Genomic DNA, 23,784 nt, shown 5'->3' with positions numbered 1-23,784 from the left:
TCCCTTGGTAATCACACTAATACAGCTTAGAGGCCAATTCCACTGAATAGGAGTCTTTTACAACTATCATCCTCCGTATGGTGGCCCGCAAGGTAAACGTCATATGAGGTATTAGTCTCGGAAACAAGCGCTTCGTTCATGGTTTGTCAGTCGAGGTTTCGATACTCACCACTTTGATAACCGACTTGTAGCTTCAATCATTCGGTACACAGACCAAAATATTCATATAGAATCTATAGCAAATCAGTTGTAACGAAAAGTTCTAAGTGGCTGATTAACCGATGTAAACAATTTCACTATTTATTGGTCGCAGTGGTCCTATACAAACCTGCTTCAGCTAACAATCTGAAATGGTTTAGCGATGATTCTTTTAGTAATTTCATATAATAATTTCGAGCACTATCCAAATCACCATTCCCTTCAAACCCCTCAGCTTTGGAAGCTAATTCATCCAGTCGGTTAAAGTCTAATTCGTTGGATTTGAAGTCGTTTACTACATCCGGAGTTAACGAAGGGTCTATCTCATAGATACGAGTTCTTATTTCCCACAAAGAGTGAATTGCTGTGCCAATATCAACCATATTTTTCCGCGTATCCAATGAACTAGAATCTTCAATTAGTTTTGAAGTATCAACTACCGTTTCGATAGCTTGGCCCAGTAACAAGTCGACGCTTTTAAGCTTATCCATAACACTACCTACTTATAAATCGAGCTAATATATTACCCTAACTTGATATTCGAGTCTGCAATTCAGACCGCAAACAAACAACTTTTAACTAAACATGTGAATCGAAAATTTAATACGTTTTGCAAAGTGGATTAGTATTGAAATTAAGCACTACTAACTTTCGCAGCCGTCCGTGCCATCCACGATCCCAATGCTCCTCTATCGTTTAATATTTTTTGATCAGGATGCTCAAGATAGAGAATTTAGGATGGATGTCATCTCAATTTGTCCGAAAAGTGCAAAAATTAGGATAGGTGTCATTTTAATTGGTTGAAATACTCACCGAAGATATGGCGGTGATCACGCCAAACTTATTGCTTATTGAATGCCTCGTTCCGCAACTTAAACAGCTGATGTTGGCAATAACACGATTTGATGACGAAATTAAAACACTTTATAAGCAACATACAGATCGCGCTATTTTTGATAGTTTACCTGGGGCGAGGCCACAATTAGCACCTCGATTATTAGCCGCTATGGGGTCAAATCGTGAGCGCTATAAGTGCGCCGCTGACATACAAAAATACGCAGGCATTGCTCCAGTAACCGAACGCAGTGGCAAGAAAGAATGGATACACTGGCGGTACTCATGCACTAAGTTTTTAAGGCAAACATTTGCGGAATGGGCAGGATTATCTGTGCGCTATTCATTTTGGGCAAAAGCCTATTATCGGCAGCAAGAAGCCAAAGGAAAACCTCATAATACCATCATCAGATCATTGGCATTTAAGTGGATACGAATCCTATTTAGGTGCTGGAAAACACATACGCCCTACGATGAATCAACTTACTTAACCGCATTGAAAAGTAAGGGATCACCGCTGTTAAAATTTGCGGTGGAAAGTGAGCTTTAGCGCTTGCTGTCCACCTCAGGGCGTGTTGTTAGAAAGCGATTTACTCCCATGTATCATCTATTTTCAAGTAATTTCTGATCTCCATCATAACTTGATGAATTTTTTCTTTATGATGAACACGTACATGATTGAAATTATTATATATACCTGCAGATTCAAAGTTTGGGTAACCCTCTCCAGTCTTTGCTTTATCGATGAATTCATGAATAAACTCGATAAGTATTTCTGGCAAAATATCTCTCAAATTTTTATTAATATCTTTTAATAAATCTTGCAATGAAAGTTGTATTGATTTAGGCATAAAAGGATCATTCGCAAGAATGTCAATTTTATGAATAAATATACTATGCTCTTTTGTCAAAAAGACCTTATCAATGATTATGTTTCCAATCTGAGCCTCATCATATTTGTACTTCCCGTATGAGGAGTCGCTTTCTTTCTTGTCTTTTTTAAAAGCACCTACTACTTCCACATCTCTAAGAATCATTGATTCACCTACAGGTGTCCAACCAGAAACAGCATTGCTAATCATTTCAATTTTCTTTTTGTGATCATTGAACAAATAACCAAATTCTTTAAGTTGAAGATATAGATTTACACGAACTAAATTAACGTAATCTACGCTACTCTCAAATTTAGAGCCGGGTTGGCACATGGATAATAAATCACTAAGAAGCTCAGATTGTTTTTTAATAACTTCATTTCTTATTGGCTGAAGAACTGTATGTCGAGCTCTTCTGTAAGTTAAAATAGCTAGTATTGTGCCAGTCAGAGTAAAGAGAATTGTGAATCCGTCTTTTATCCAACCTATGTTTTCGGAGATCAATTCAATCATTGTGTGCTCAATACTCCATAGCTTTCTAACGCCCAATTAACGGGCTAAAAATTGTGGGTTAAAATGAGTGAGGCACGAGCGATAGCCCACTGTTTTTAGTCCTGTTAAATTGCTTGTTATATGCACTATTTATTACTCAAAGCTATTTTTGCACTTAAACCAATTAAAATAGTTCCAGATACACCTTCAAGAACTCTTGAATACTTCAGTGCTTTTGGACTACTAAACACAACACTTCCTAAACTGGCATAGAATAAATTACAACATGTAGCCAATACACTAAATAACAAACCTAAAGTAAGTAACTCTCTTGTAGCATTAAGCGCAGTAGGGTCAATAAACTGCGGTAGAAAAGCTAAAAAAAACATTGCAACCTTCGGATTTAATACACTAACAATTACGCCTTGCTTGAAAATATTATTTTGTTTTTCATTTGTACTTTCAATGAAAATTTTCGATTTGTTTTTATAACAATTAATAAGTGATTGGACACCAAGGTAGAGCAGGTAGATAGCACCTAAGTATTTTATTACTGTAAACAAAAATGCAGAGCTTAAAATTAAAGCAGAAAGTCCCAAAACAGCAGCTAAAGTATGAATCAAGTAACCAACACCTAAACCCAGTGATGCTTTAATACCTGACTTCATCTTTCCTTTCATAGTGTTTGTAACTATATAAATTACATCAGGCCCAGGAATCAGGTTTATAGATAAAGCAGCCATTACAAACAATATTAATGTATTCATTTCCATTATGACAACACTCCCATGTGCATATAACAATTTAGTCTACGACATTTGTCGATTTACAAACCGACAAATGTCTTTATATTACAATGATTTTATCCTAGCTATAAAATAAACAACTGTAAACAGTTAGTTAGCTTCGCCTTACCTTTTCTAAATGTAGCAAAACCCCAAAATGGTGGAGATCAGTAATATAAGACATATTGCTATGTTGTAATACTGGCTGCTTAGTTAACAGGTTATATTTTAAATACCTGTGTTTAAACTAATAACGCGTTCACCCTTAAACTCGTAACTCGTTATTGCTTATAAAATTAGTTAAAAATCACAATCTACTTCTATTGAATCCTTATTAATTTTACTTCATATTAAATATTCTTATTTTTTACTTATTATACTGTTATGTCATTTTTAAAATTTAGCCAAGCACTTATTTTTACCCTTGCGAGTACCCTATCGCTTACAAGCCATGCAGCGCTTGATAAAAACGAGCGTGAAATAGTAAAACAGGTCGATAAAAATATTCCCCAAGCACTTAAAGAAATAGAGCAAGCCGTAAATATTAATAGCGGTTCGCTTAATATTGAAGGTGTAAAAAAGGTGGGCGCTATTGCGAGCGAGCAACTAAAAGCCATTGGTTTTAAAGTAGAATGGCTGGATGGCAGTGCGTTTAACCGCGCAGGCCACGTATTAGCAACCCATGAGAGCAATGATCCCAATGCAATAAAAATACTGATGATCGGCCATCTAGATACGGTATTTGCCAAAAACGATAACTTTACCACTTATAAAAAGCTTGATGCCAATACAGCCAGTGGCCCAGGCGTTGCCGATATGAAAGGCGGTAACACGATAATAATTACCGCACTTAAAAGCTTACAAGCCCTTAATTTGCTCGAAAGTGTAAGCATAAAAGTATTACTTACAGGCGATGAAGAAAGCAGCGGTCGCCCGCTTAGCTTATCTAAACAAGCTATTGTTGATGCCGCAATTTGGGCTGACGTAGCGCTTGGCTATGAAAATGGCGACAACAATATTAAAACAGCGATGGCGGCGCGCCGTGGTTATACCGGCTGGACGCTAAACGTAACGGCAAATGCTGCACATTCGTCGCAAATATTTAGCGAAAGCGTTGGTTATGGCGCTATTTACGAGGCATCGCGTATTTTAAATGATTTTAGGGAGCAACTTGCCACGCAACCTAATTTAACATTTAATCCTGGGCTTATTGTAGGTGGTACCAATGCCGACTACGACAGTGCTAATTCGTCAGCAACGGCATTTGGTAAAAGTAATGTAATAGCACAAACCGTGCATGTTGCAGGTGATTTACGCGCACTTTCGCCAAAGCAGGTAGAAAGCGCTAAAAAGGTTATGCTAAAAATTGTGGCTAAAAACTTAGATGGCAGTAAAGCAGAGCTTATTTTTGAAGACGGTTACCCGCCAATGGCATTAACTGATGGCAATAAAAAACTATTAGAATTATACAGCGACGCAAGCCACGACTTAGGCTTCAACAAAGTAGTAGCCGCCAATCCACGTAATGCAGGTGCGGCTGATATTTCGTTTGCGGCAAACCATGTTGATATGGCACTTGATGGTTTAGGCTTGATGGGCAGCGGTGCGCACACTAAAAACGAAACAGCCGATTTAACCAGCCTTGATAAAAACATTAAAAAAACGGCATTACTCATTTATAGATTAGGGCAGTTATAAACACCTTTAAATTGGTTCTAATCGGTTAGCCGCAACTTGCATTGCAAACTTACGCAGTGCTTTAAGTTGCGGGCTTTCACTTTGCCAATAATGCCAATACAAGGGCGTATCAATATAATACTCTGGAAATAAGTCAACTAACTCCCCTTTTTGCAGGGAATCACCAAGCTGCAAAGTCGGTAATAAGCCATACCCAAGGCCTGCTATCATGGCTTGTTTAAATCCTTCTGATGAGGGATATATATGTATATACTCTGGCGTTGAGCCGTTAATATCGGCTAAAAACTGGTGCTGTAGCTTGTCATATTCACTAAAAACTAAACAAGGTACCTGCGCCAATTGCGTAAGCGAAGTGAGGTTATGCTGTTTAATAAAGTCAGGACTCGCAATTGCCTTGTAACGTATAGCGCCTAATGGGCTCGCTAACCCGCCATTTACAGGCTCAGAAGATGAGCTAATACATACCATTACCTCGCCGTCTTTCATTCTTTTATGGGCGATGGATTGATCCTCTGAGATCACTTCAAATCTAAATTTACAATCAGATTCTGTATCTAGCACGGCAAGGGCTTCTGGCAACCATGTGGCTAGTGAATCAGCATTGGCAGCCAACTTTACACTAAGAGGTGTGTTTAAGCTGGAGTGCTCGTTAAGTGCATCTACGTTTAAAGCAACTTCTAACTGCAGGACTTGTTGTAAATGATTAAGTAAACGCTTGCCAAGAGCGGTTGGGCGCGGTGGCTGCGTCCTAATTATTACAGGCTCTCCAAGTTTGGCTTCAAGTTGATGAATACGCCGACTTACTGCCGATTGCGTAATAAATAGCTTTTTAGAGGCTTTTTCAAACCCGCCTTCACTAATAACCGCCGACAGTGCATTGAGTAGTTGATAATCAATCATGAGTTTTACGCATATAACCCTAAATATATTCATTGGATTTGTAACAGAATTACCAATACCCTGCAAGGCATTGAATAGTTGAGTAGATTTATAGTATGTCGTTTTTATCGGGTGTGATGCTGGGGCTAAGTTTAATTATTGCCATTGGCGCGCAAAATATTTGGATTTTAAGCCAATGCATGGCTGGCGCTAATCGATTGGTTTTAGCCACGGTATGCATTATTTGCGACGCGACTCTTATTTTAATAGGTGTATTTGCAGCAAATGAATTACAGCAGTTATTACCAGGATTACTGCCTTGGTTAACATGGGGCGGTATTGCGATGCTATTGTACTTAGCGTATGGATCTGCAATGCGAGCGATTAAAGGGACTTCAGGTTTAAAAATAAGCCAAGTAGAAAAAGTAAGCTGGTGGAGTACTGCCCTTTCGGCCTTTGCAATCAGTTTGCTAAATCCACATGTGTATTTAGATACCGTGTTATTACTTGGCAATATTGGCGCTTTACAACCAAACCCAATGCATTTTGCACTTGGTGCTTGTGTTGGGTCAATAATTTGGTTCAGCACTTTAGTGCTTTTTGCACCTAAACTTAAAAGTATATTAAGCTCATCATTAAGATGGCGAATATTTGATACCACAATTGCAGTTATATTATGTTTTGTGGCGTTTAGTCTTTATAACGTACCTAGCCAATAATAAAAAAGCAGCGACTTTTAACAAGCGCTGCTTTAGTTTTATCTGCTCAGGCTAATACATTTTTACTGCTAGCCTTAAGTTTATAAGTTAAGACATTATTTTAAACAATAAATCTCTAACTGTTGCAGGCTCAAATGGTTTATCACAAATGGCATCAACGCCAGCTTGAGCAATATTGGCTAAGTGAGTGTCGTTTGCTTCTGAACTCACCATTAAAATAGGGATATGTGAGTAGGTGTTTGACCCTCTGACGGTTTCGGTTAGCTCTTTGCCATCCATTTCAGGCATATTATAATCAGTAACAATCAAATCGAATGACTGTGTATTTAATTGTTCGATGGCTTGTTTGCCATCTTCAGCTTCTACTGGTGCTGGGATCCCCATCCCCGCAAGTACGCGAATAATGTGTTTACGCGCAAAGCGACTGTCATCAACTACAAGTACACGTAATAAAGTAATATCAAAGTGTTCAAGCTCAACTTCTTCTTCACTAATAATATCTAAAGTAGCTTTAAGTGCGCGCGTTATAGCTTCAGCACTAAATGGTTTAGGCAAAATAGCTAATACACCCGACTGCCTTAACTGCTCTAAGTACTTTTTGTTACGCTCACTTGACACCAACATAAATGCTTGGTTTTCTGTTAATGGATTTGATCTGATTTTTTGTAGTAAGGAATCAGCGGTACCGTCTGAAAAGTACATACTACTAATAACTAAATCAGGCTGGTAACTATTAAGCATTGTTAGCGCTTGTTCTTGCGATGTTGCTTTTTCAACCTGCTTTACACCACACTGAGTCAGTGATTTTATAATAAGCTTTTGTTGAACATCTGAAGGCTCTACTAATAATATTGATAAGTTTGCTATTGCTGTTAAATCACTCATTTACATCTCTTCAGTGTTGTTATGTTTACAGTATGACGATTAATGTATAAGTTAAGATTATAGATCAACAATGTACAAGCGAAGGAGAAATACTTTATAAAATTGTAAAATAAATATAAATAGCGTATTTATCACACATAATCACCAACTTAATTTAGCTATTTTGAATATACTCAAGCGCAGTCATTTTTTTATAACTCACATTGGGGTGTAAAATATGAGCTGGTTCGGGGTCTACAACTTCAATGGGAATATTGTAATCACGCGCTATTTCTATCGCCATTTGCGTAATATTAACGCTAAACGAAGTCCCCATAAATACAATTTTACCGGCATTACTCATGCGTTTTTGCGCTTCGCTAATTCTATAAAGCTCGGTGTAATACTCATCAAACAATAAAACAAAGGGTTTAAAAGAATAATTAAGCTCAGGTGATCGGTTTTTAATATTAAACACTTCAAATAAGGAGTCGTGCAGGCAGCTTTCATCTACCTTTTCCCACGGAGCGGCAAACGGGGTTACATCATCGCCTTGATGGTGAAATAGCGTCATTTGATCGAGCCTGCCATGAATAGCAATGTAATTTTTATTGCCTGCTTTGCCATCAAGCCCATCTATATTTTGAGTAATTAGGTTTTTATCACTCAGCCAATGGTGTACGTCGTTTGGACCATGGTTGCGATACGTTGCAAAGCGATGGTAATACCACGCTAAAAACTCTTTCGGTGCGTTTTTATACATTGCGCGCGTTGCCATTTCCATAGGCGTATAATTTTTACTGCCGATGGTCCAATAACCATCCTCCCCTCTAAAGGTTGGAATACCGCTGGCTGCGCTTACTCCTGCTCCTGTGATGTAAAGAGTGTTCACTTTTCAGCCTCGTAACCCAGTACGTTAGTACTTACTTGCTGTTTATTGTCAATACCGCCAATTCGATATAAAACCCCATTGTGTTCAAGTAAACCACGGTGATCCATACTCTTTACCTCAACCGGTGATAAAACCTGCCATCCATTTTTTTCGATATTAAAGCGCCAAACATGATCACTTGCTGGTGCAGGTTTACCGTCGTAGCCTATTGCGCTGTAATTATATGGATTGTTAGAACCTGCCAGCATATAAATATTGCCATTATAGCTGGTGGCTGCCATTCGATAGTGGGCGGAACCTGTTGGATGTGGCAATGTGCGCCAATCTATTTTTTGTGGATTAGTTGAATCTATTGTACCTTTTAAGCACTGTGCTACGCCTGCAAACGAGCGACGCGAATCAGGATTGGCTTGTGTTTTAACGCCATCACACACAACAATTGTATTGCCGCTAATTGCTGCCGCTTGACCAAATACGGGCTCACCTAAAAATGGCGAGGCCTGTTGCCATGTATTATTTTGCGTGTCGTATACTTGTACTAAATTTACGTTACCGTCGTTATGCCAACCACTAATTAAGTAAATGTAACGCGCTTTGTAGCTCAGCGCTACGCTATCATCTACAGGCACCGGCATATTGGCTAAAGGAGTATAGGTATCTTTTATTACGTCGTACCTATATACGTCGGGGCTTGAAACTTCAGTATGATCCTCTGCAACTGTATAGCCGCCAAACACATAGGCGTATTCACCTAAACCGACTGCGGTACTTGCTAAGCGCCCTTTTAATGGCAAGCTTGAAGGCACACCAGTTTTAGATTGCCACTGTGAATCGCCAACTTTAAGCGCCCACACTTTGTTATGCACTGACGAGTACTGTTTATCGCGGCCTAATCCCATAAAACTTAAAAAATAAGGCTGATTTTTAATAATAACTTTAGCCACAGCATTATTTGCAACAGGCTCAGGTAAAGCAGGAAGACTTGCTAACGCAAGCGAAAAAAGAAGGCTCATAAGACAAATAATTTAATAAGGATTAATACTCTCAGATTAAATTATTTTGCCCTTAGGAGCCAGCGCTTAGCATCTAAATAATCAAATGCTTTAAACTTAATATAAGTTAATAAGCAACACTGATACGTTGGTTTAAGTGTGCAGCTTTTTGTGCTTCGTCAACTAATGCTATTGCATAATCAGTGACTGATACTTTGCTTTCACCTGCTTCATTTGTAAAAAACTGATCTCCGCCAATACGATAAGGACCTTCACTTTCAGCAGGATAAATTACTGCAGCAGGGCTTACAAAAGTCCACGAAGCAGAACTAGTGGTCGTTTTAAATACATTTAATGCTTCACCTTGTGCGAGTGCTTCATCTTTGTAATCTGCAGGAAACTCAGGTGTTGATACAAGTGTTACCCCTGGTGCAACCTCTAAGCTACCCGCACCACCTACCCAAATCAAACGCGTGCTTGTTCCATTTAATGCTGTTAATAAACGCTCTGCGGTTTGTGCAACTAATTCATGATTACCTACTGCACGTCCGCCCACTGAAGCAATAAGTACATCTATACCTTTAAGTACTGAAGCAATATTATCTTGGCTTTGTAAATCAAATACGCGAACGGCAGTTGTATTATCTGTTATTTTCGCTGCGTCACGTACAATGCTGACCACTTCTAAACCGCGCTTAGTTGCTTGTTGTACGATTGTGCTGCCAATCCAGCCTGTTGCGCCTAAAACTGCTACTTTCATTATCTGTATCCTATTATTGAGTTAATGAAGTTAGTTTACTTGCACGCTTTTAAGTGATAAACACACTCTTAAGATACATATTAGTTCATAATAAGTTACAAATGGATAAGATTACTGCAATTACAAGCTTCGTAGAAGTTGCCCGCTGTGGCAGCTTTACTAAATCTGCTGAGCACTTAAATCTAAGCCGCTTACAAGTTACTCGTCACGTACAAGAAATAGAACAGTGGTTATCGTTGAGATTATTTCATCGCACAACACGTAAAGTAAGTTTAACTATTCAAGGTGAAGAAGCATTAATTTACTGCCAACAAATACTCAGTACAGTCTCTGATTTAAAAAGTCGTGCTCATAGCCATAATAATGAACTAGTTGGTACAATCAGAATTGCATCGCCTATTGGGCTGGGTCAAAATTTATTATTTGAAAGAGTGGAGCAATTTTTACAACTACATCCCAAAACAAATGTTCAGCTTGTACTTTCGGATAACTTATCACAGTTGGTAGACGAACGTGTTGATGTAGCACTGCGCTATATTGAACAACCTGATGATCAACATATTGCCCGTAAACTAATGCATATTGATGGTGTGTTATGTGCCTCGGCAAACTACTTAGCTGAGTCGCCCCCCTTAATTAAACCTCAGGACTTACTAAATCATAATTGCCTAGTGCACAGTAGTGCGACAAAATGGCGAATAATATCGGCAACAAATGATCAAAAAGTTGCAATTAAGGGGAATTTGCAATCAAACGAAATGGGCATTTTAGTTAAAGCGTCAATTAGGGGGATGGGAATTGCTAATATTCCTTGCGATTTAGCAAATAAACACTTAAAAAATGGCGAGCTAGTAGAAGTCTTGCCGCATTATTATTCACCTGGCCATAGCCTATGGGCTGTGTACCTATCACGAAGTTATCAGCAAACGTTAGTACGTACATTTATTGATTTTTTAGCACTCCATTGGCAACAAGATATTATAAAAAGTAGTTCAGCATAGACATTAAATTAATAAAAATGACTACATAACTTTAGCAACATTTGCGCCTTTAATTTTGTACATAGCTTGATCGGCATACTTAATGAGTTGATGATCAGTTTGTCCATCATTAGGGTAATTGGCAATACCAATACTAGGATAGATATTGAGACTTAATTCATCCAATTGAAATTCAGCCTTAAATTGAGCTAAAATTTTACGCCTAATAACAACACTTTCGGTTGGTGACTTTAAATTATCTAAAATAATTAAAAACTCATCCCCACCTAAACGCCCTACAGTGTCATATTCCCTCATTACATTCGACAGCCTCTGTGCAATGCTATGCAACAACTTATCACCAACGTTATGACCATAAGTATCATTTACAGCTTTAAAGCCATTTATATCAATAAACAGTAGTGAAAAAAATAAATTATCTCGGTGAGCTTTTACAATTACTTTTTGCAATCGATCCATTAATAACGAACGGTTTGGTAAACCCGTTAATGCATCATGCCCTGCCATGTAATAAAGCTGCTCTTCCATCTCTTTTCGCTCGGTAATATCGTGAGCCACTGCAATTCTTACTTGATGTTCTTCAGACCAGCGAACAGACCATAGTATGTGGACTAATTGTCCATTTTTTCTGAGCCAACGATTTTCAAAACGAGGGTTTATTAACTCTCCTGATAAAAGCGAAGCAATTGCATCGTGCGTTTTTTGATGATCTCCAGAATAGACATAATTAATCATTTTTTTACCAACAACTTCATTGGCTGAATAACCAAAAATTCGCTCAAACGCGGCGCTAACAAAAACAAATGTACCTTGCTTATCTACAACACAAACAGCATCAAGCATTAAATCTAGTACTTCTTGTAAATCCACTAACCCACTTTTTATCATACCTGCTTGCCTCTAGGTTTAATGAAGCTAAATCCAGTATTCGACCCCCCTACAACAAAAGCAAAAAATAGCTTTAAAGAAACGATATATTCACTCACATTTTAATAATGTGCCATCTATATAAATAGCGAGTAATAATTAAGCCTATAACGCATTGCTAAACCATGGCAGCTCAAAACTACTTATACTTGATGATTACCTATGAAACAGAGTTAAAATATAGGATCTGTATTTTGCTTTTTCCAATTTAGTAACCAGATAAAATAGCCCCGAGATAGAATGAATTTTAATTCTGAGAGGTCAACTGGCCCAAGACGTTTATTATTTTGAGCTAACTAAACAAATTCCAAAATCAATTTTATTAATAATATAAAGTGCTTTCACATCATTAATTTATGTTAATATCATGTGATAACAGATGCTTTACAAAAACAACGATTGTTTTTGAATTTGGATTGTGTAGGAGACACCTCATTGAAAATATCACAACGCTTTTTATGGCCATTAACCTTTATTTCTCCCTTACTAATGGCTGAGCAATTTGATTACGAAAACCTTGACCTTGATGCCCTAATGGGAATGGATGTTCAAGTCACTTCAGCAATGAAAAGAACTCAATCAGCATTTGATACAGCTTCCTCTATTTATGTTTTAAGTAAAGAGCAAATTACTAACTCTGGTGCTATGTCTGTACCTGAAGCACTAAAAATGGTTCCCGGGCTTATTGTTAGACAACTCGATAATAACCAGTGGGCTATCTCTTCGAGAGGCGTTGCTTCTCGCTTTTCTAGCAAGTTATTAGTCATGATCGATGGCCAAAGTTTATATACACCAAAATTTGCAGCTGTTTATTGGGAAACACTCAATGTTCCTTTGTACGATATTGAACGCATAGAAGTCATTCGAGGGCAAGGTGGGCTTTTATGGGGAAGTAACGCAAATAATGGTGTTATCAATATTATTACTAAAAATAGTATTGATACTCGTGACACATTAGCAACAGCAACCACCGGCAATCAAATAAATGTCGATACAAATTTTCGTTATGGAAACGATATTGGTAATAAAGGCAGTTATCGAATTTATGGCCATGCAAAACATGCAAATGCATCTAAAAAAGGAGCTAGACTCAAACCAAATGATACTACGAAACAATATTCTTTTGGTATACGTGCTGACTATACACCTAATGATGAATTGTCGGGTTTATTTCAAGGCGATGTTACGCATTCAAAATTAGGCCAAAACTACCGAGGTGTAGTTGATGCTACAAATGAAAACATTGCATTTTCTGATGATTTAAAGCGTATCGACTCACGTATGATGGCCCGTTTAGAACACAGAATATCAGGCAATGCCAATCAGATGTTACAGGTATCATGGCTCAAAAAAAATGGATCTCAAGCCTACATAAAAGAGCATTTCGAATCGATAGATATTGACTACCAAATGAATTTTATTTACCAGTCACTACAGTTTGATTGGGGATTAAACTACCGCTATAACACCATTTCATTTGCACAAAGTGTCTTTTTAGATAGCGATAAAGATTTGGATAACCTTCAGCAGTATGGTGGGCTTATTCAGGCTCAATATAACTTTACCCCTGATACTCTCGATTTTATAATTGGCACTAAATTAGATCATAATGATCTAACAGGGTGGGAAAACCAACCTTCAGCAAGGTTAGTTTACAAACCAATCGAGAATCATCTTGTTTGGAGCGCTATATCCAGAAGTGTACGAATCCCCACGCTTATTGAGTTTAACGATAACTTTAAACTTAATGGAACCAGAGTTCTTGATGTACTTGGCACTAGTACAGGGCTGGTAGCTATAGATGAATATCGAATCGCCACTTTTTTAAATGGTAACGATAAAGTGAAATCTGAGAATTATATCTCTCACGAACTAGGTTACCGATTTTCCGATAACGATTGGTCAATGGACTTTTCCGCTTATAACACGCACGGTAAAAACGTAGCGGTTATTAACTTAAATACCCATTTTGAACAATTCTTGCCTGCTCTCGCTCTGTTTCGATCGGGAGAGATCCCACAAGCAGCTCAAGCGCTTACAACAACTCAAATCAACCTTGATTTAATCTCTGTTGGAAAAACAACAACAAAAGGTTTTGATGTCGTTTTATCGTGGCAACCTATGGATACTCTCAGCGCAGAACTTGGGTACAGTTATACAGACTTTAAATATAGCTTACCTTATGATACTAGGCCTGTGGTTGGGTTTGATTCAACAAATAGGCAGCTATTTGCAAAAGCAAATTACACTCTATTTAACGGCCATTCTCTGTTTTCTACATTACGAGTAGAAAATTCTAATGCGTATAACACAGATAACTACGCAGCATTAGATTTGACTTGGAATTGGCAGATAAATCAACAGTGGTCAACAGCGCTTTCAGGTAAAAATTTATTAGCTAGTTCTCACATCGAATATGGTAATACACACGAAACCTATACTATACCCAATTATATTGATGAATCTTTTACATTCACAATTATGACTACGTTTTAAGTTTATAACATGCTCAAGTCAAAAAGTTTAATCCATCGTACCTTAATTATATTTGTATTTTTATTTAGTGCGAATTGTAATGCAATGGAAAAAGAATACATGCTTAAAGCAGGCTTCTTATATAATTTTGCCAGATTTTCTCAATGGCACTCGCTTCCTCAAAAAGACAATTTTTTTACTCTATGCAGCCCTGATAAACACTTTATTGAGTTAGCAAACATTGTTTTAAAAGAACGAATAGTAAAAGGATTACCTTTAAAGAATAAACATATTGCTCTCAACGATATATCGAACGTATCGTGTGATATGCTTTTTATAACCGTCAATACAGTCGCTAATTGGGAAAACCTAAAGGTTTTTCCTTATGACAATATTATGGTTATAGGTGAAACTGAAGGTTTTATTAAAAATGGCGGACACATTAGGTTTTTTCTTTCAAGTGGTAAAATTCGTTTCGAAATAGCGCCTAAAAAGCTTAAAGAAGTAGGTATTACAATGAGTTCAAAAGTATTACGCCTTGCTCGCGTTGTTGATAGGTAATGCAATGAAAAAACTATTTTTATTAAACACAATGAGCAAAAAACTTTTAGTCATTTTAATGTGTGTCGCCCTCGTATCAACCGCAACAGTCACAACCGTATTTAGTGCCTATGAAATAAGTAGCGCGAAAGAAGAGCAAGTAAAAAGTTTAGTATCTCTTTCTAAAATGTTGTCCCCTAATATAACGACAGCGCTTATGTTTGACGATGCAGAGGCAATACAAGAACTTATTAACCCACTGCTTATTCGCTCAGATATAGTATCTGTGATTGTGAGTAACTCAGATGGTAAACCACTTGCTATCGCCAATTCTCTGTCTAAAACAGCACAACATAGTATAGAAATAAGTACCGTTTTAGAGCTAGATTCTCATTGCTATGGTGAGCTAAAAATTAGGGCTAATGATAGCTACATTAATGATAGAGTGGCATTTTATAGTAAGTTTCTTATTATTTTGGTGATATTTACATTTATTGTGAGCTTACTATTATCCTTATTACTCAGACGTCGGTTTTTAAACCCTATATTATATTTGGCACAAACAGCTAACCAAATAACAAAATCGAATGACTATAGCTTACGTGCAAAACAGCTCTCGCAAGATGAGGTAGGCGAACTTACTTCCTGTTTCAACGATATGTTACACACGATTGAACAGCGAGAAAGTTCACTTGAAAATCAAGTTCGGCTTCGTACTAAAGAACTTGAAAATGCAAATTTACAATTACACCAATATGCATATGAAGATGGCCTTACAGACCTACCTAACAGACGTTACTTTTACGAAAAACTACAAAGTTTAATTAGCAAAAAAAATATAACTTTTGCCCTTATTTTTATTGATTTAGATGGCTTCAAAGAAATAAACGACAGTCTCGGACATGACTATGGCGATTTACTGTTACATCAAGTCGCAGTTAGGTTACAAAACTGCATAACAGCTAACGATACTGTAGCAAGACTAGGCGGTGATGAATTTACTCTTATTCTAGAAAGAGTAGACAATCAAGCGAGCGCAAGTAAGGTTGCAAATGCAGTAAAAAGTAGCTTAATGCAGTGTATTCATCTAAAAAAAGAAAAGGTGTATGTGACTGCAAGTTTAGGTTTAACTTTTTATCCAACGGATGGGGTAACAGTAGAAGACTTAGTAAAGCGAGCTGATCAAGCAATGTATTTATCTAAACATAAAGGTAGAAACCGCTACGAATTTTTCACTTATGCTATGGAAGAACAAGCAATCGAAAAGCGCCGTTTAATAGAACAAATACATACTGCCCTTAAAAAAAGTCAATTTGAGCTTTATTATCAACCCATTTTTTCTATCAATGGTACATCAGTACCCAAAGCCGAAGCGTTAATACGCTGGAATCACCCTGAGCGAGGTCTAATTGGCCCAAATGAATTTATACCAATCGCTGAAAAGAATGGCTTAATAAGCGATATTGGCCAGTGGGTAAAACTACAAGCAATTAAAGATACTGTTCAATTTAATCTACTTTGCGAAACACCTATACAAATTAGCGTAAATACGTCACCACTTGAGATTGATCGTGCTGGTAATTGGGTAAATGAATGGCTAGAAGCAAGTGAGCAATACAAACTCCCCGCCCATACTATTCTCATAGAAGTTACAGAGAACACTCTAATGGATCCTGATTCTTTAATACAGAGTCAATTAAAGCGACTTAACGCAAAAAATATTGATATAGCAATAGATGATTTTGGTGTCGGTTATTCATCACTTGCCTATCTTCAACGCTTAGATATCGATATCCTAAAAATTGATCACTCTTTTATTAGAGATATAGAAACCAATGAAAACAGCATAGCGCTTATAAAGGCAATAATAACAATGGCACATAATTTAGGTGTAAAGGTTGTCGCTGAAGGGGTAGAAACCCAACATCAATACTTACTATTAAAGCAGTTAGCATGTGATTATATTCAAGGTTATGTATTTTCAAAACCAATCACTAAACAAAGCTTTATTGAAAAGTACGTAAAGTCTAAAGTATTACTTTAAAATTAAATACCAGCTTGTATGTGGGTAGTATCTTTATTACAACCAGCGAGGTACGCGTTGTTTATAATACTGATACTGCTCTGAAAAAGATTGCGATAGATGCTTTTCTTCTACTAAAGTTTGTCTATATAAAGCGCTCACCCCTACAATCAAACATATCAGACTAAATACACACGGCAATGCTAAAAAGAAACCAATTTGAGCCGCTGCAACACCTAAATACATAGGGTTGCGAGAATAGTCATAGAGTCCAGTGGTTTTTAGCTCCTTTGGCCCATTAGGATCTATTCCTGAGCGCCAAAGTGATGCCATATCAAAATGTACAAACATACTTAATATAAACCCAGCACTCAGTAATACATTGCCAAACATGACCCCAGGCCAGCCGTTTAAAGGTTCAAATAATACTAAATAATTATCTAATTCAGGAATAAAAACTCTCACAACACACACAAACCAAATAGCAGCCCTGAAAAATTTAAACGCCATATGGTTCCACCAACTAGAGCAATACTGCTGACCAGGAAAAATTACGCCTGAGGGTGTGATTCGATTCTTATAAATAATTCTATAAGTATAAAATCCCGCAACAAATGTATAGAAAATAGCGAGGTAAATACGTGTAAACTCTATTAAGGATACTGAGTCATCTATAAAGGGTTGATAGTTCATTGAGGGAGCTCACACACATTATTTTTTAGCTAATACTATAAATTAACTTTAGTGTTCATACTGTTAATTAACAAGCAAAGTCAGCTAAATGGGCATAAAAGATTAGAGTAAGTTTACCAATGATACCATGTATTATCCATCCACTTTTCTGCAGAAGTAAAAAAGCCCGAATCGTTAAATTCGGGCTCTCTACAATGTTAAGTCGGTGCGCTACGCAGTAGAATGTCATGGTACCCACAGCGGTGGAGAGTCACAGTGAAATGCTACACTATCTTTGTGTCAGGGCGGCCCTCAGTGGGTCTCGCCTTCGAGCTGTTTTGTTTCACTACTGAGTTCGGCATGGGCTCTTGCTACCGCTTTTATTTTCACTTTTCTGCAGACGTAAAAAAGCCCGACTATTTCTAGTCGGGCTCTCTACAATTTGAAGCCTGGTAATGTCTTAGTGCCCACAGCGGTAAAAAGTCACATAACAAATGCTACACTATCATCGGTCGAAGCTTTGACTTCACTACTGAGTTCGGCATGGACTCTTGGCTATTTACTAAATCCCAGATAGCAAAAAAACCCGTCACATTGCTGCAACGGGTTTCTTTAATTTGAAGCCTGGTAATGTCCTACTTTCACATAGCAAATGCTACACTATCATCGGCGCTGTTTCGTTTCACTACTGAGTTCGACATGGAATCAGGTGGGTCCAAAACGCTATTGTCACCAAGCAAATATGGTGCAAAGAATTAATGACAAGCACGTAGTGCTACCATTTTCTTTGCGCAAGGTGCCTCAACTTTAACGCTACGCGCTAAGAGTCACCTCTTGAATTTGGAAAATATCTGATAATATTTTTTAAGTCTTTCTAAGTAATTTCTACTTTAGTTATATTAACTTCTTCGCTTGCTTCACTATCACATAAAACGCGTTTGGCGTTGTATGGTTAAGCCTCACGGGTAATTAGTACAAGTTAGCTTAATGGCTCACACCACTTCCACATCTTGCCTATCAACGTTGTAGTCTTCAACGGCCCTTCAGAGACTTTAAAAGTCTAGTGAGAACTCATCTCGAGGCCTGCTTCGCGCTTAGATGCTTTCAGCGCTTATCAGTTCCGAACGTAGCTACCGGGCAATGCCATTGGCATGACAACCCGAACACCAGCGGTTCGTTCACTCCGGTCCTCTCGTACTAGGAGCAACCCCTCTCAATTCTCAAACGCCCACGGCAGATAGGGACCGAACTGTCTCACGACGTTCTAAACCCAGCTCGCGTACCACTTTAAATGGCGAACAGCCATACCCTTGGGACCGACTTCAGCCCCAGGATGTGATGAGCCGACATCGAGGTGCCAAACACCGCCGTCGATATGAACTCTTGGGCGGTATCAGCCTGTTATCCCCGGAGTACCTTTTATCCGTTGAGCGATGGCCCTTCCATTCAGAACCACCGGATCACTATGACCTACTTTCGTACCTGCTCGACGTGTCTGTCTCGCAGTTAAGCTGGCTTCTACCATTACACTAACCGTACGATGTCCGACCGTACTTAGCCAACCTTCGTGCTCCTCCGTTACTCTTTAGGAGGAGACCGCCCCAGTCAAACTACCCACCAGGCACTGTCCGTAACCCCGATTCATGGGCCAACGTTAGAACATCAAAACTACAAGGGTGGTATTTCAAGGTTGACTCCAACAAAACTAGCGTCTCATCTTCAAAGTCTCCCACCTATCCTACACATGTAGGTTCAATGTTCAGTGCCAAGCTGTAGTAAAGGTTCACGGGGTCTTTCCGTCTAGCCGCGGGTACACAGCATCTTCACTGCGATTTCAATTTCACTGAGTCTCGGGTGGAGACAGCGTGGCCATGGTTACACCATTCGTGCAGGTCGGAACTTACCCGACAAGGAATTTCGCTACCTTAGGACCGTTATAGTTACGGCCGCCGTTTACCGGGGCTTCGATCAAGAGCTTCTCCCTAAGGATAACCCCATCAATTAACCTTCCGGCACCGGGCAGGTGTCACACCGTATACGTCATCTTGCGATTTTGCACAGTGCTGTGTTTTTAATAAACAGTCCCAGCCACCTGGTCACTGCGGCTCCCGTCCGCTTAGAGAGCAAGTCTCATCACAGATAGGAGCGTACCTTCTCCCGAAGTTACGGTACGATTTTGCCTAGTTCCTTCACCCGAGTTCTCTCAAGCGCCTTAGTATTCTCTACCTGACCACCTGTGTCGGTTTGGGGTACGATTCCATATAATCTGAAGCTTAGAGGCTTTTCCTGGAAGTATGGCATCAGCAACTTCATCACCGTAGTGACTCGTCTCGTGTCTCAGGTTTAATGTCTGTCCGGATTTACCTAAACAAACGCCCTACTCACTTTCACATAGACTACCAACGCTATGCTTGCTTAGCCTGCTCCGTCCCCCCATCGCAATTATATCGAGTACAGAAATATTAATCTGTTTCCCATCGACTACGCCTTTCGGCCTCGCCTTAGGGGTCGACTTACCCTACCCTGATTAACATGGGATAGGAACCCTTGGTCTTCCGGCGTGGGAGTTTTTCACTCCCATTATCGTTACTCATGTCAGCATTCGCACTTCTGATACGTCCAGCATACCTCCCGGTACACCTTCAACCGCTTACAGAACGCTCCCCTACCACTCAGAATAAATTCTGAATCCGCAGCTTCGGTGCATAGTTTAGCCCCGTTACATCTTCCGCGCAGACCGACTCGACCAGTGAGCTATTACGCTTTCTTTAAAGGATGGCTGCTTCTAAGCCAACCTCCTGGCTGTCTGGGCCTTTCCACATCGTTTCCCACTTAACTATGACTTTGGGACCTTAGCTGGCGGTCTGGGTTGTTTCCCTCTTCACGACGGACGTTAGCACCCGCCGTGTGTCTCCCGGATATTACTTTACGGTATTCGGAGTTTGCAAAGGGTTGGTAAGTCGGGATGACCCCCTAGCCTTAACAGTGCTCTACCCCCGTAAGTATTCGTCCGAGGCTCTACCTAAATAGATTTCGGGGAGAACCAGCTATCTCCCGGTTTGATTAGCCTTTCACTCCTAGCCACAGGTCATCCCCTAACTTTTCAACGTTAGTGGGTTCGGTCCTCCAGTTGATGTTACTCAACCTTCAACCTGCCCATGGCTAGATCACCGGGTTTCGGGTCTATACCTTGCAACTATTCGCCCAGTTAAGACTCGGTTTCCCTACGGCTACCCTATTCGGTTAACCTCGCTACAAAATATAAGTCGCTGACCCATTATACAAAAGGTACGCAGTCACCCAACAAGTGGGCTCCTACTGCTTGTACGTACACGGTTTCAGGTTCTATTTCACTCCCCTCACAGGGGTTCTTTTCGCCTTTCCCTCACGGTACTGGTTCACTATCGGTCAGTTGGGAGTATTTAGCCTTAGATGATGGTCCACCTATATTCAGTCAAAGTTTCACGTGCTCCGACCTACTCGATTTCACTTAAAATGTCTTTTCATGTACGGGACTATCACCCTGTATCGTGGCGCTTTCCAGCAGCCTTCCATTAACACATAATAAGCTTAAGGGCTGTTCCGATTTCGCTCGCCGCTACTTTCGGAATCTCGGTTGATTTCTTTTCCTACGGGTACTTAGATGTTTCAGTTCTCCGCGTTCGCCTCGTTAACCTATGTATTCAGTTAACGATACCTGCAAGCAGGTGGGTTTCCCCATTCGGAAATCCTAGTCTCAAGCGCTTTTTACTAGCTTGACTAGGCTTATCGCAAGTTAATACGTCCTTCATCGCCTCCAACTGCCAAGGCATCCACCGTGTACGCTTAGTCACTTAACCATACAACCCAAACGGGTCTTTGTTTTGTGACAGTTTAACTTCGCCAGAAGTTAATATTGAATACTAAAGTAGATACCAATCAATCAACTCATAAGAGTTAACTAAATGGCACTCAATGGTACTGCTACCATTGTTTTTTTACTTTTGAAAACTCTTGATAAATACAATGTATTCATCAGAATTTTATTATCAGCTTTTCCAAATTTTTAAAGAGCATATTAATTAGTTATCCCAAAGGGACAAGCACTAATTAACAATCATCTGTGTGGACACTACGAACAAATAAGTTCTAAATCGTATAAGGAGGTGATCCAGCCCCAGGTTCCCCTAGGGCTACCTTGTTACGACTTCACCCCAGTCATGAATCACTCCGTGGTAAACGTCCTCCCGAGGGTTAGACTATCTACTTCTGGAGCAACCCACTCCCATGGTGTGACGGGCGGTGTGTACAAGGCCCGGGAACGTATTCACCGCGTCATTCTGATACGCGATTACTAGCGATTCCGACTTCATGGAGTCGAGTTGCAGACTCCAATCCGGACTACGACGCACTTTAAGTGATTCGCTTACCTTCGCAGGTTCGCAGCACTCTGTATGCGCCATTGTAGCACGTGTGTAGCCCTACACGTAAGGGCCATGATGACTTGACGTCGTCCCCACCTTCCTCCGGTTTATCACCGGCAGTCTCCTTAGAGTTCTCAGCATTACCTGCTAGCAACTAAGGATAGGGGTTGCGCTCGTTGCGGGACTTAACCCAACATCTCACAACACGAGCTGACGACAGCCATGCAGCACCTGTATCAGAGTTCCCGAAGGCACCAAACCATCTCTGGTAAGTTCTCTGTATGTCAAGTGTAGGTAAGGTTCTTCGCGTTGCATCGAATTAAACCACATGCTCCACCGCTTGTGCGGGCCCCCGTCAATTCATTTGAGTTTTAACCTTGCGGCCGTACTCCCCAGGCGGTCTACTTAATGCGTTAGCTTTGAAAAACAGAACCGAGGCTCCGAGCTTCTAGTAGACATCGTTTACGGCGTGGACTACCGGGGTATCTAATCCCGTTTGCTCCCCACGCTTTCGTACATGAGCGTCAGTGTTGACCCAGGTGGCTGCCTTCGCCATCGGTATTCCTTCAGATCTCTACGCATTTCACCGCTACACCTGAAATTCTACCACCCTCTATCACACTCTAGTTTGCCAGTTCGAAATGCAGTTCCCAGGTTGAGCCCGGGGCTTTCACATCTCGCTTAACAAACCGCCTGCGTACGCTTTACGCCCAGTAATTCCGATTAACGCTCGCACCCTCCGTATTACCGCGGCTGCTGGCACGGAGTTAGCCGGTGCTTCTTCTGTCAGTAACGTCACAGCTAACGGGTATTAACCGTTAACCTTTCCTCCTGACTGAAAGTGCTTTACAACCCGAAGGCCTTCTTCACACACGCGGCATGGCTGCATCAGGCTTGCGCCCATTGTGCAATATTCCCCACTGCTGCCTCCCGTAGGAGTCTGGGCCGTGTCTCAGTCCCAGTGTGGCTGATCATCCTCTCAAACCAGCTAGGGATCGTCGCCTTGGTGAGCCATTACCTCACCAACTAGCTAATCCCACTTGGGCCAATCTAAAGGCGAGAGCCGAAGCCCCCTTTGGTCCGTAGACATTATGCGGTATTAGCAGTCGTTTCCAACTGTTGTCCCCCACCTCAAGGCATGTTCCCAAGCATTACTCACCCGTCCGCCGCTCGTCAGCAAAGTAGCAAGCTACTCTCTGTTACCGCTCGACTTGCATGTGTTAGGCCTGCCGCCAGCGTTCAATCTGAGCCATGATCAAACTCTTCAATTAAAAAGTTTTATGTCTTTCGACAGCTCAATGAATTCTGAATTTTTTAATATCTTTCGATATTGAATTGACTGTGCCGAATAATTACCGAAATAACTATTCTGTTGGTCACTCAGTTTTCAATTGAGACTCTAATTTGTTTGCCTTACTTAGCGAACTAAGCTTGGCTGTTAGAACTCAATCTGTACGAGTGCCCACACAGATGATTGCTTTATATTGTTAAAGAACATTTTGAGTCGCTTTAGCGTCTCAAGGGATGCGAATAATACACCCTTTATTTTTCGAGTCAATACTTTGTTTTAAACTTTCTTTTTAGAAGATTTAAAACCGAAGTTTTATTTAACTCTCTGATTAGTTCGTGCCTTGCTATGCGTTGGCGTTTCCCGTCTCAGTGGGGTCGCATTATAGGGAGATCCGAGCGGGGGTCAATGTTTTATTTCAGCTTTTTGACAATTAAATCAATTTAGTATAAAAGCTATACAAACAAAGG

At 39.9% G+C, this 23,784-nt stretch carries 16 protein-coding genes, 3 rRNA genes and 1 pseudogene; 7 read left to right on the top strand and 13 right to left on the bottom strand.

The features are described 5' to 3' along the window. Positions 1 to 296: 296 nt before the first annotated feature. Positions 297 to 689 carry a hypothetical protein gene (locus AOR04_RS18575; RefSeq protein ID WP_033028434.1) on the bottom strand — a complete coding sequence of 131 codons (393 nt, stop codon included), beginning with the start codon at positions 687 to 689 and terminating at the stop codon, positions 297 to 299. A gap of 311 nt (positions 690 to 1,000) precedes the next feature. On the opposite strand from AOR04_RS18575, the pseudogene AOR04_RS18570 reads away from it, so the two are divergent. Then, positions 1,001 to 1,582, top strand: a pseudogene (locus AOR04_RS18570) (transposase); the annotation flags it as partial. Between the two features lie 40 nt (positions 1,583 to 1,622). On the opposite strand, the gene AOR04_RS18565 reads toward AOR04_RS18570, so the two are convergent. After that, entirely contained in the window at positions 1,623 to 2,417 is a 795-nt protein-coding gene (locus AOR04_RS18565) for a hypothetical protein (protein WP_096794273.1), read from the bottom strand. Between the two features lie 125 nt (positions 2,418 to 2,542). Further along, positions 2,543 to 3,169, bottom strand: a complete 627-nt coding sequence (locus AOR04_RS18560; protein WP_096794272.1) for a LysE family translocator — start codon at positions 3,167 to 3,169, stop codon at positions 2,543 to 2,545. 396 nt (positions 3,170 to 3,565) lie between these two features. Here AOR04_RS18560 and AOR04_RS18555 point away from each other — a divergent pair, with 396 nt between their 5' ends. Then, positions 3,566 to 4,879 carry a M20/M25/M40 family metallo-hydrolase gene (locus tag AOR04_RS18555; RefSeq protein WP_096794271.1) on the top strand — a complete coding sequence of 438 codons (1,314 nt, stop codon included), beginning with the start codon at positions 3,566 to 3,568 and terminating at the stop codon, positions 4,877 to 4,879. A 6-nt stretch (positions 4,880 to 4,885) separates the two neighbouring features. On the opposite strand, the gene AOR04_RS18550 is transcribed toward AOR04_RS18555, so the two are convergent. Continuing rightward, entirely contained in the window at positions 4,886 to 5,779 is an 894-nt protein-coding gene (locus AOR04_RS18550; protein ID WP_007379089.1) for a LysR family transcriptional regulator ArgP, read from the bottom strand. A gap of 95 nt (positions 5,780 to 5,874) precedes the next feature. On the opposite strand from AOR04_RS18550, the gene AOR04_RS18545 reads away from it, so the two are divergent. Continuing rightward, positions 5,875 to 6,477, top strand: a complete 603-nt coding sequence (locus AOR04_RS18545) for a LysE/ArgO family amino acid transporter (protein WP_096794270.1) — start codon at positions 5,875 to 5,877, stop codon at positions 6,475 to 6,477. An 87-nt stretch (positions 6,478 to 6,564) separates the two neighbouring features. Here AOR04_RS18545 and AOR04_RS18540 read toward each other — a convergent pair whose 3' ends face one another. From AOR04_RS18540 to AOR04_RS18525, 4 genes are all read right to left on the bottom strand, one after another. After that, positions 6,565 to 7,362, bottom strand: coding sequence for a response regulator transcription factor (locus tag AOR04_RS18540; protein WP_007379040.1), 798 nt, complete (start codon positions 7,360 to 7,362; stop codon positions 6,565 to 6,567). A gap of 154 nt (positions 7,363 to 7,516) precedes the next feature. Beyond that, entirely contained in the window at positions 7,517 to 8,233 is a 717-nt protein-coding gene (locus AOR04_RS18535; RefSeq protein WP_096794269.1) for an SIR2 family NAD-dependent protein deacylase, read from the bottom strand. Next, positions 8,230 to 9,246 carry a Kelch repeat-containing protein gene (locus AOR04_RS18530; RefSeq protein WP_096794268.1) on the bottom strand — a complete coding sequence of 339 codons (1,017 nt, stop codon included), beginning with the start codon at positions 9,244 to 9,246 and terminating at the stop codon, positions 8,230 to 8,232. The genes AOR04_RS18535 and AOR04_RS18530 overlap by 4 nt, the downstream gene beginning before the upstream one ends. 106 nt (positions 9,247 to 9,352) lie before the next feature. Continuing rightward, complete coding sequence (locus AOR04_RS18525; protein WP_096794267.1) at positions 9,353 to 9,985, bottom strand: NAD(P)-dependent oxidoreductase; 633 nt, start codon at positions 9,983 to 9,985, stop codon at positions 9,353 to 9,355. A gap of 101 nt (positions 9,986 to 10,086) precedes the next feature. Between AOR04_RS18525 and AOR04_RS18520 the strand changes: the two genes are divergently transcribed. Then, positions 10,087 to 10,986: a LysR family transcriptional regulator gene (locus tag AOR04_RS18520; protein WP_096794266.1), complete on the top strand. Its 900-nt coding sequence runs from the start codon at positions 10,087 to 10,089 to the stop codon at positions 10,984 to 10,986. 21 nt (positions 10,987 to 11,007) lie between these two features. Here the strand turns inward: AOR04_RS18520 and AOR04_RS18515 are convergent, their stop codons facing one another. Further along, a complete protein-coding gene (locus AOR04_RS18515) occupies positions 11,008 to 11,874 on the bottom strand; it encodes a diguanylate cyclase domain-containing protein (protein ID WP_096794265.1) in 867 nt (288 codons plus the stop codon). Positions 11,875 to 12,348: 474 nt separating this feature from the next. On the opposite strand from AOR04_RS18515, the gene AOR04_RS18510 reads away from it, so the two are divergent. The 3 genes from AOR04_RS18510 to AOR04_RS18500 all read left to right on the top strand — a co-directional run bounded on the left by AOR04_RS18510 (position 12,349) and on the right by AOR04_RS18500 (position 16,972). Next, positions 12,349 to 14,409 (top strand): TonB-dependent receptor plug domain-containing protein, encoded by a 2,061-nt coding sequence (locus AOR04_RS18510; protein WP_096794264.1) that lies wholly within the window; start codon positions 12,349 to 12,351, stop codon positions 14,407 to 14,409. A 99-nt stretch (positions 14,410 to 14,508) separates the two neighbouring features. Continuing rightward, complete coding sequence (locus tag AOR04_RS18505; protein ID WP_096794651.1) at positions 14,509 to 14,949, top strand: YfiR family protein; 441 nt, start codon at positions 14,509 to 14,511, stop codon at positions 14,947 to 14,949. A 4-nt stretch (positions 14,950 to 14,953) separates the two neighbouring features. Continuing rightward, the gene (locus AOR04_RS18500; RefSeq protein ID WP_096794263.1) at positions 14,954 to 16,972 is read left to right on the top strand and encodes an EAL domain-containing protein; all 2,019 of its coding nucleotides are present in this window, start codon (positions 14,954 to 14,956) and stop codon (positions 16,970 to 16,972) included. Between the two features lie 36 nt (positions 16,973 to 17,008). On the opposite strand, the gene AOR04_RS18495 is transcribed toward AOR04_RS18500, so the two are convergent. The 4 genes from AOR04_RS18495 to AOR04_RS18480 form a co-directional block, all read right to left on the bottom strand. After that, positions 17,009 to 17,644, bottom strand: a complete 636-nt coding sequence (locus tag AOR04_RS18495; protein WP_096794262.1) for a methyltransferase family protein — start codon at positions 17,642 to 17,644, stop codon at positions 17,009 to 17,011. Positions 17,645 to 18,245: 601 nt separating this feature from the next. Beyond that, positions 18,246 to 18,360: ribosomal RNA gene (gene rrf, locus AOR04_RS18490) — 5S ribosomal RNA — on the bottom strand. Between the two features lie 211 nt (positions 18,361 to 18,571). Next, positions 18,572 to 21,462, bottom strand: a 23S ribosomal RNA gene (locus tag AOR04_RS18485). Between the two features lie 299 nt (positions 21,463 to 21,761). Beyond that, positions 21,762 to 23,297, bottom strand: a 16S ribosomal RNA gene (locus AOR04_RS18480). Together the 16S, 23S and 5S rRNA genes form the textbook arrangement of a ribosomal RNA operon. Positions 23,298 to 23,784: the final 487 nt, after the last annotated feature.

Origin of the sequence: Pseudoalteromonas sp. 1_2015MBL_MicDiv (assembly GCF_002407505.1) — a bacterium.
Taxonomy (GTDB): domain Bacteria; phylum Pseudomonadota; class Gammaproteobacteria; order Enterobacterales; family Alteromonadaceae; genus Pseudoalteromonas; species Pseudoalteromonas fuliginea.
The sequence above is the reverse complement of the archived record's forward strand: the minus strand, read 5'-3'. Positions and strand labels throughout refer to the sequence as shown.

Coding starts and splice junctions, on each gene's coding strand:
- AOR04_RS18555 (WP_096794271.1), top strand. CDS start 3,566: ATGTCATTTTTAAAATTTAGCCAAGCACTTATTTTTACCCTTGCGAGT.
- AOR04_RS18515 (WP_096794265.1), bottom strand. CDS start 11,874: ATGATAAAAAGTGGGTTAGTGGATTTACAAGAAGTACTAGATTTAATG.
- AOR04_RS18560 (WP_096794272.1), bottom strand. CDS start 3,169: ATGGAAATGAATACATTAATATTGTTTGTAATGGCTGCTTTATCTATA.
- AOR04_RS18565 (WP_096794273.1), bottom strand. CDS start 2,417: ATGATTGAATTGATCTCCGAAAACATAGGTTGGATAAAAGACGGATTC.
- AOR04_RS18495 (WP_096794262.1), bottom strand. CDS start 17,644: ATGAACTATCAACCCTTTATAGATGACTCAGTATCCTTAATAGAGTTT.
- AOR04_RS18525 (WP_096794267.1), bottom strand. CDS start 9,985: ATGAAAGTAGCAGTTTTAGGCGCAACAGGCTGGATTGGCAGCACAATC.
- AOR04_RS18500 (WP_096794263.1), top strand. CDS start 14,954: ATGAAAAAACTATTTTTATTAAACACAATGAGCAAAAAACTTTTAGTC.
- AOR04_RS18550 (WP_007379089.1), bottom strand. CDS start 5,779: ATGATTGATTATCAACTACTCAATGCACTGTCGGCGGTTATTAGTGAA.
- AOR04_RS18575 (WP_033028434.1), bottom strand. CDS start 689: ATGGATAAGCTTAAAAGCGTCGACTTGTTACTGGGCCAAGCTATCGAA.
- AOR04_RS18520 (WP_096794266.1), top strand. CDS start 10,087: ATGGATAAGATTACTGCAATTACAAGCTTCGTAGAAGTTGCCCGCTGT.
- AOR04_RS18505 (WP_096794651.1), top strand. CDS start 14,509: ATGCTTAAAGCAGGCTTCTTATATAATTTTGCCAGATTTTCTCAATGG.
- AOR04_RS18545 (WP_096794270.1), top strand. CDS start 5,875: ATGTCGTTTTTATCGGGTGTGATGCTGGGGCTAAGTTTAATTATTGCC.
- AOR04_RS18540 (WP_007379040.1), bottom strand. CDS start 7,362: ATGAGTGATTTAACAGCAATAGCAAACTTATCAATATTATTAGTAGAG.
- AOR04_RS18530 (WP_096794268.1), bottom strand. CDS start 9,246: ATGAGCCTTCTTTTTTCGCTTGCGTTAGCAAGTCTTCCTGCTTTACCT.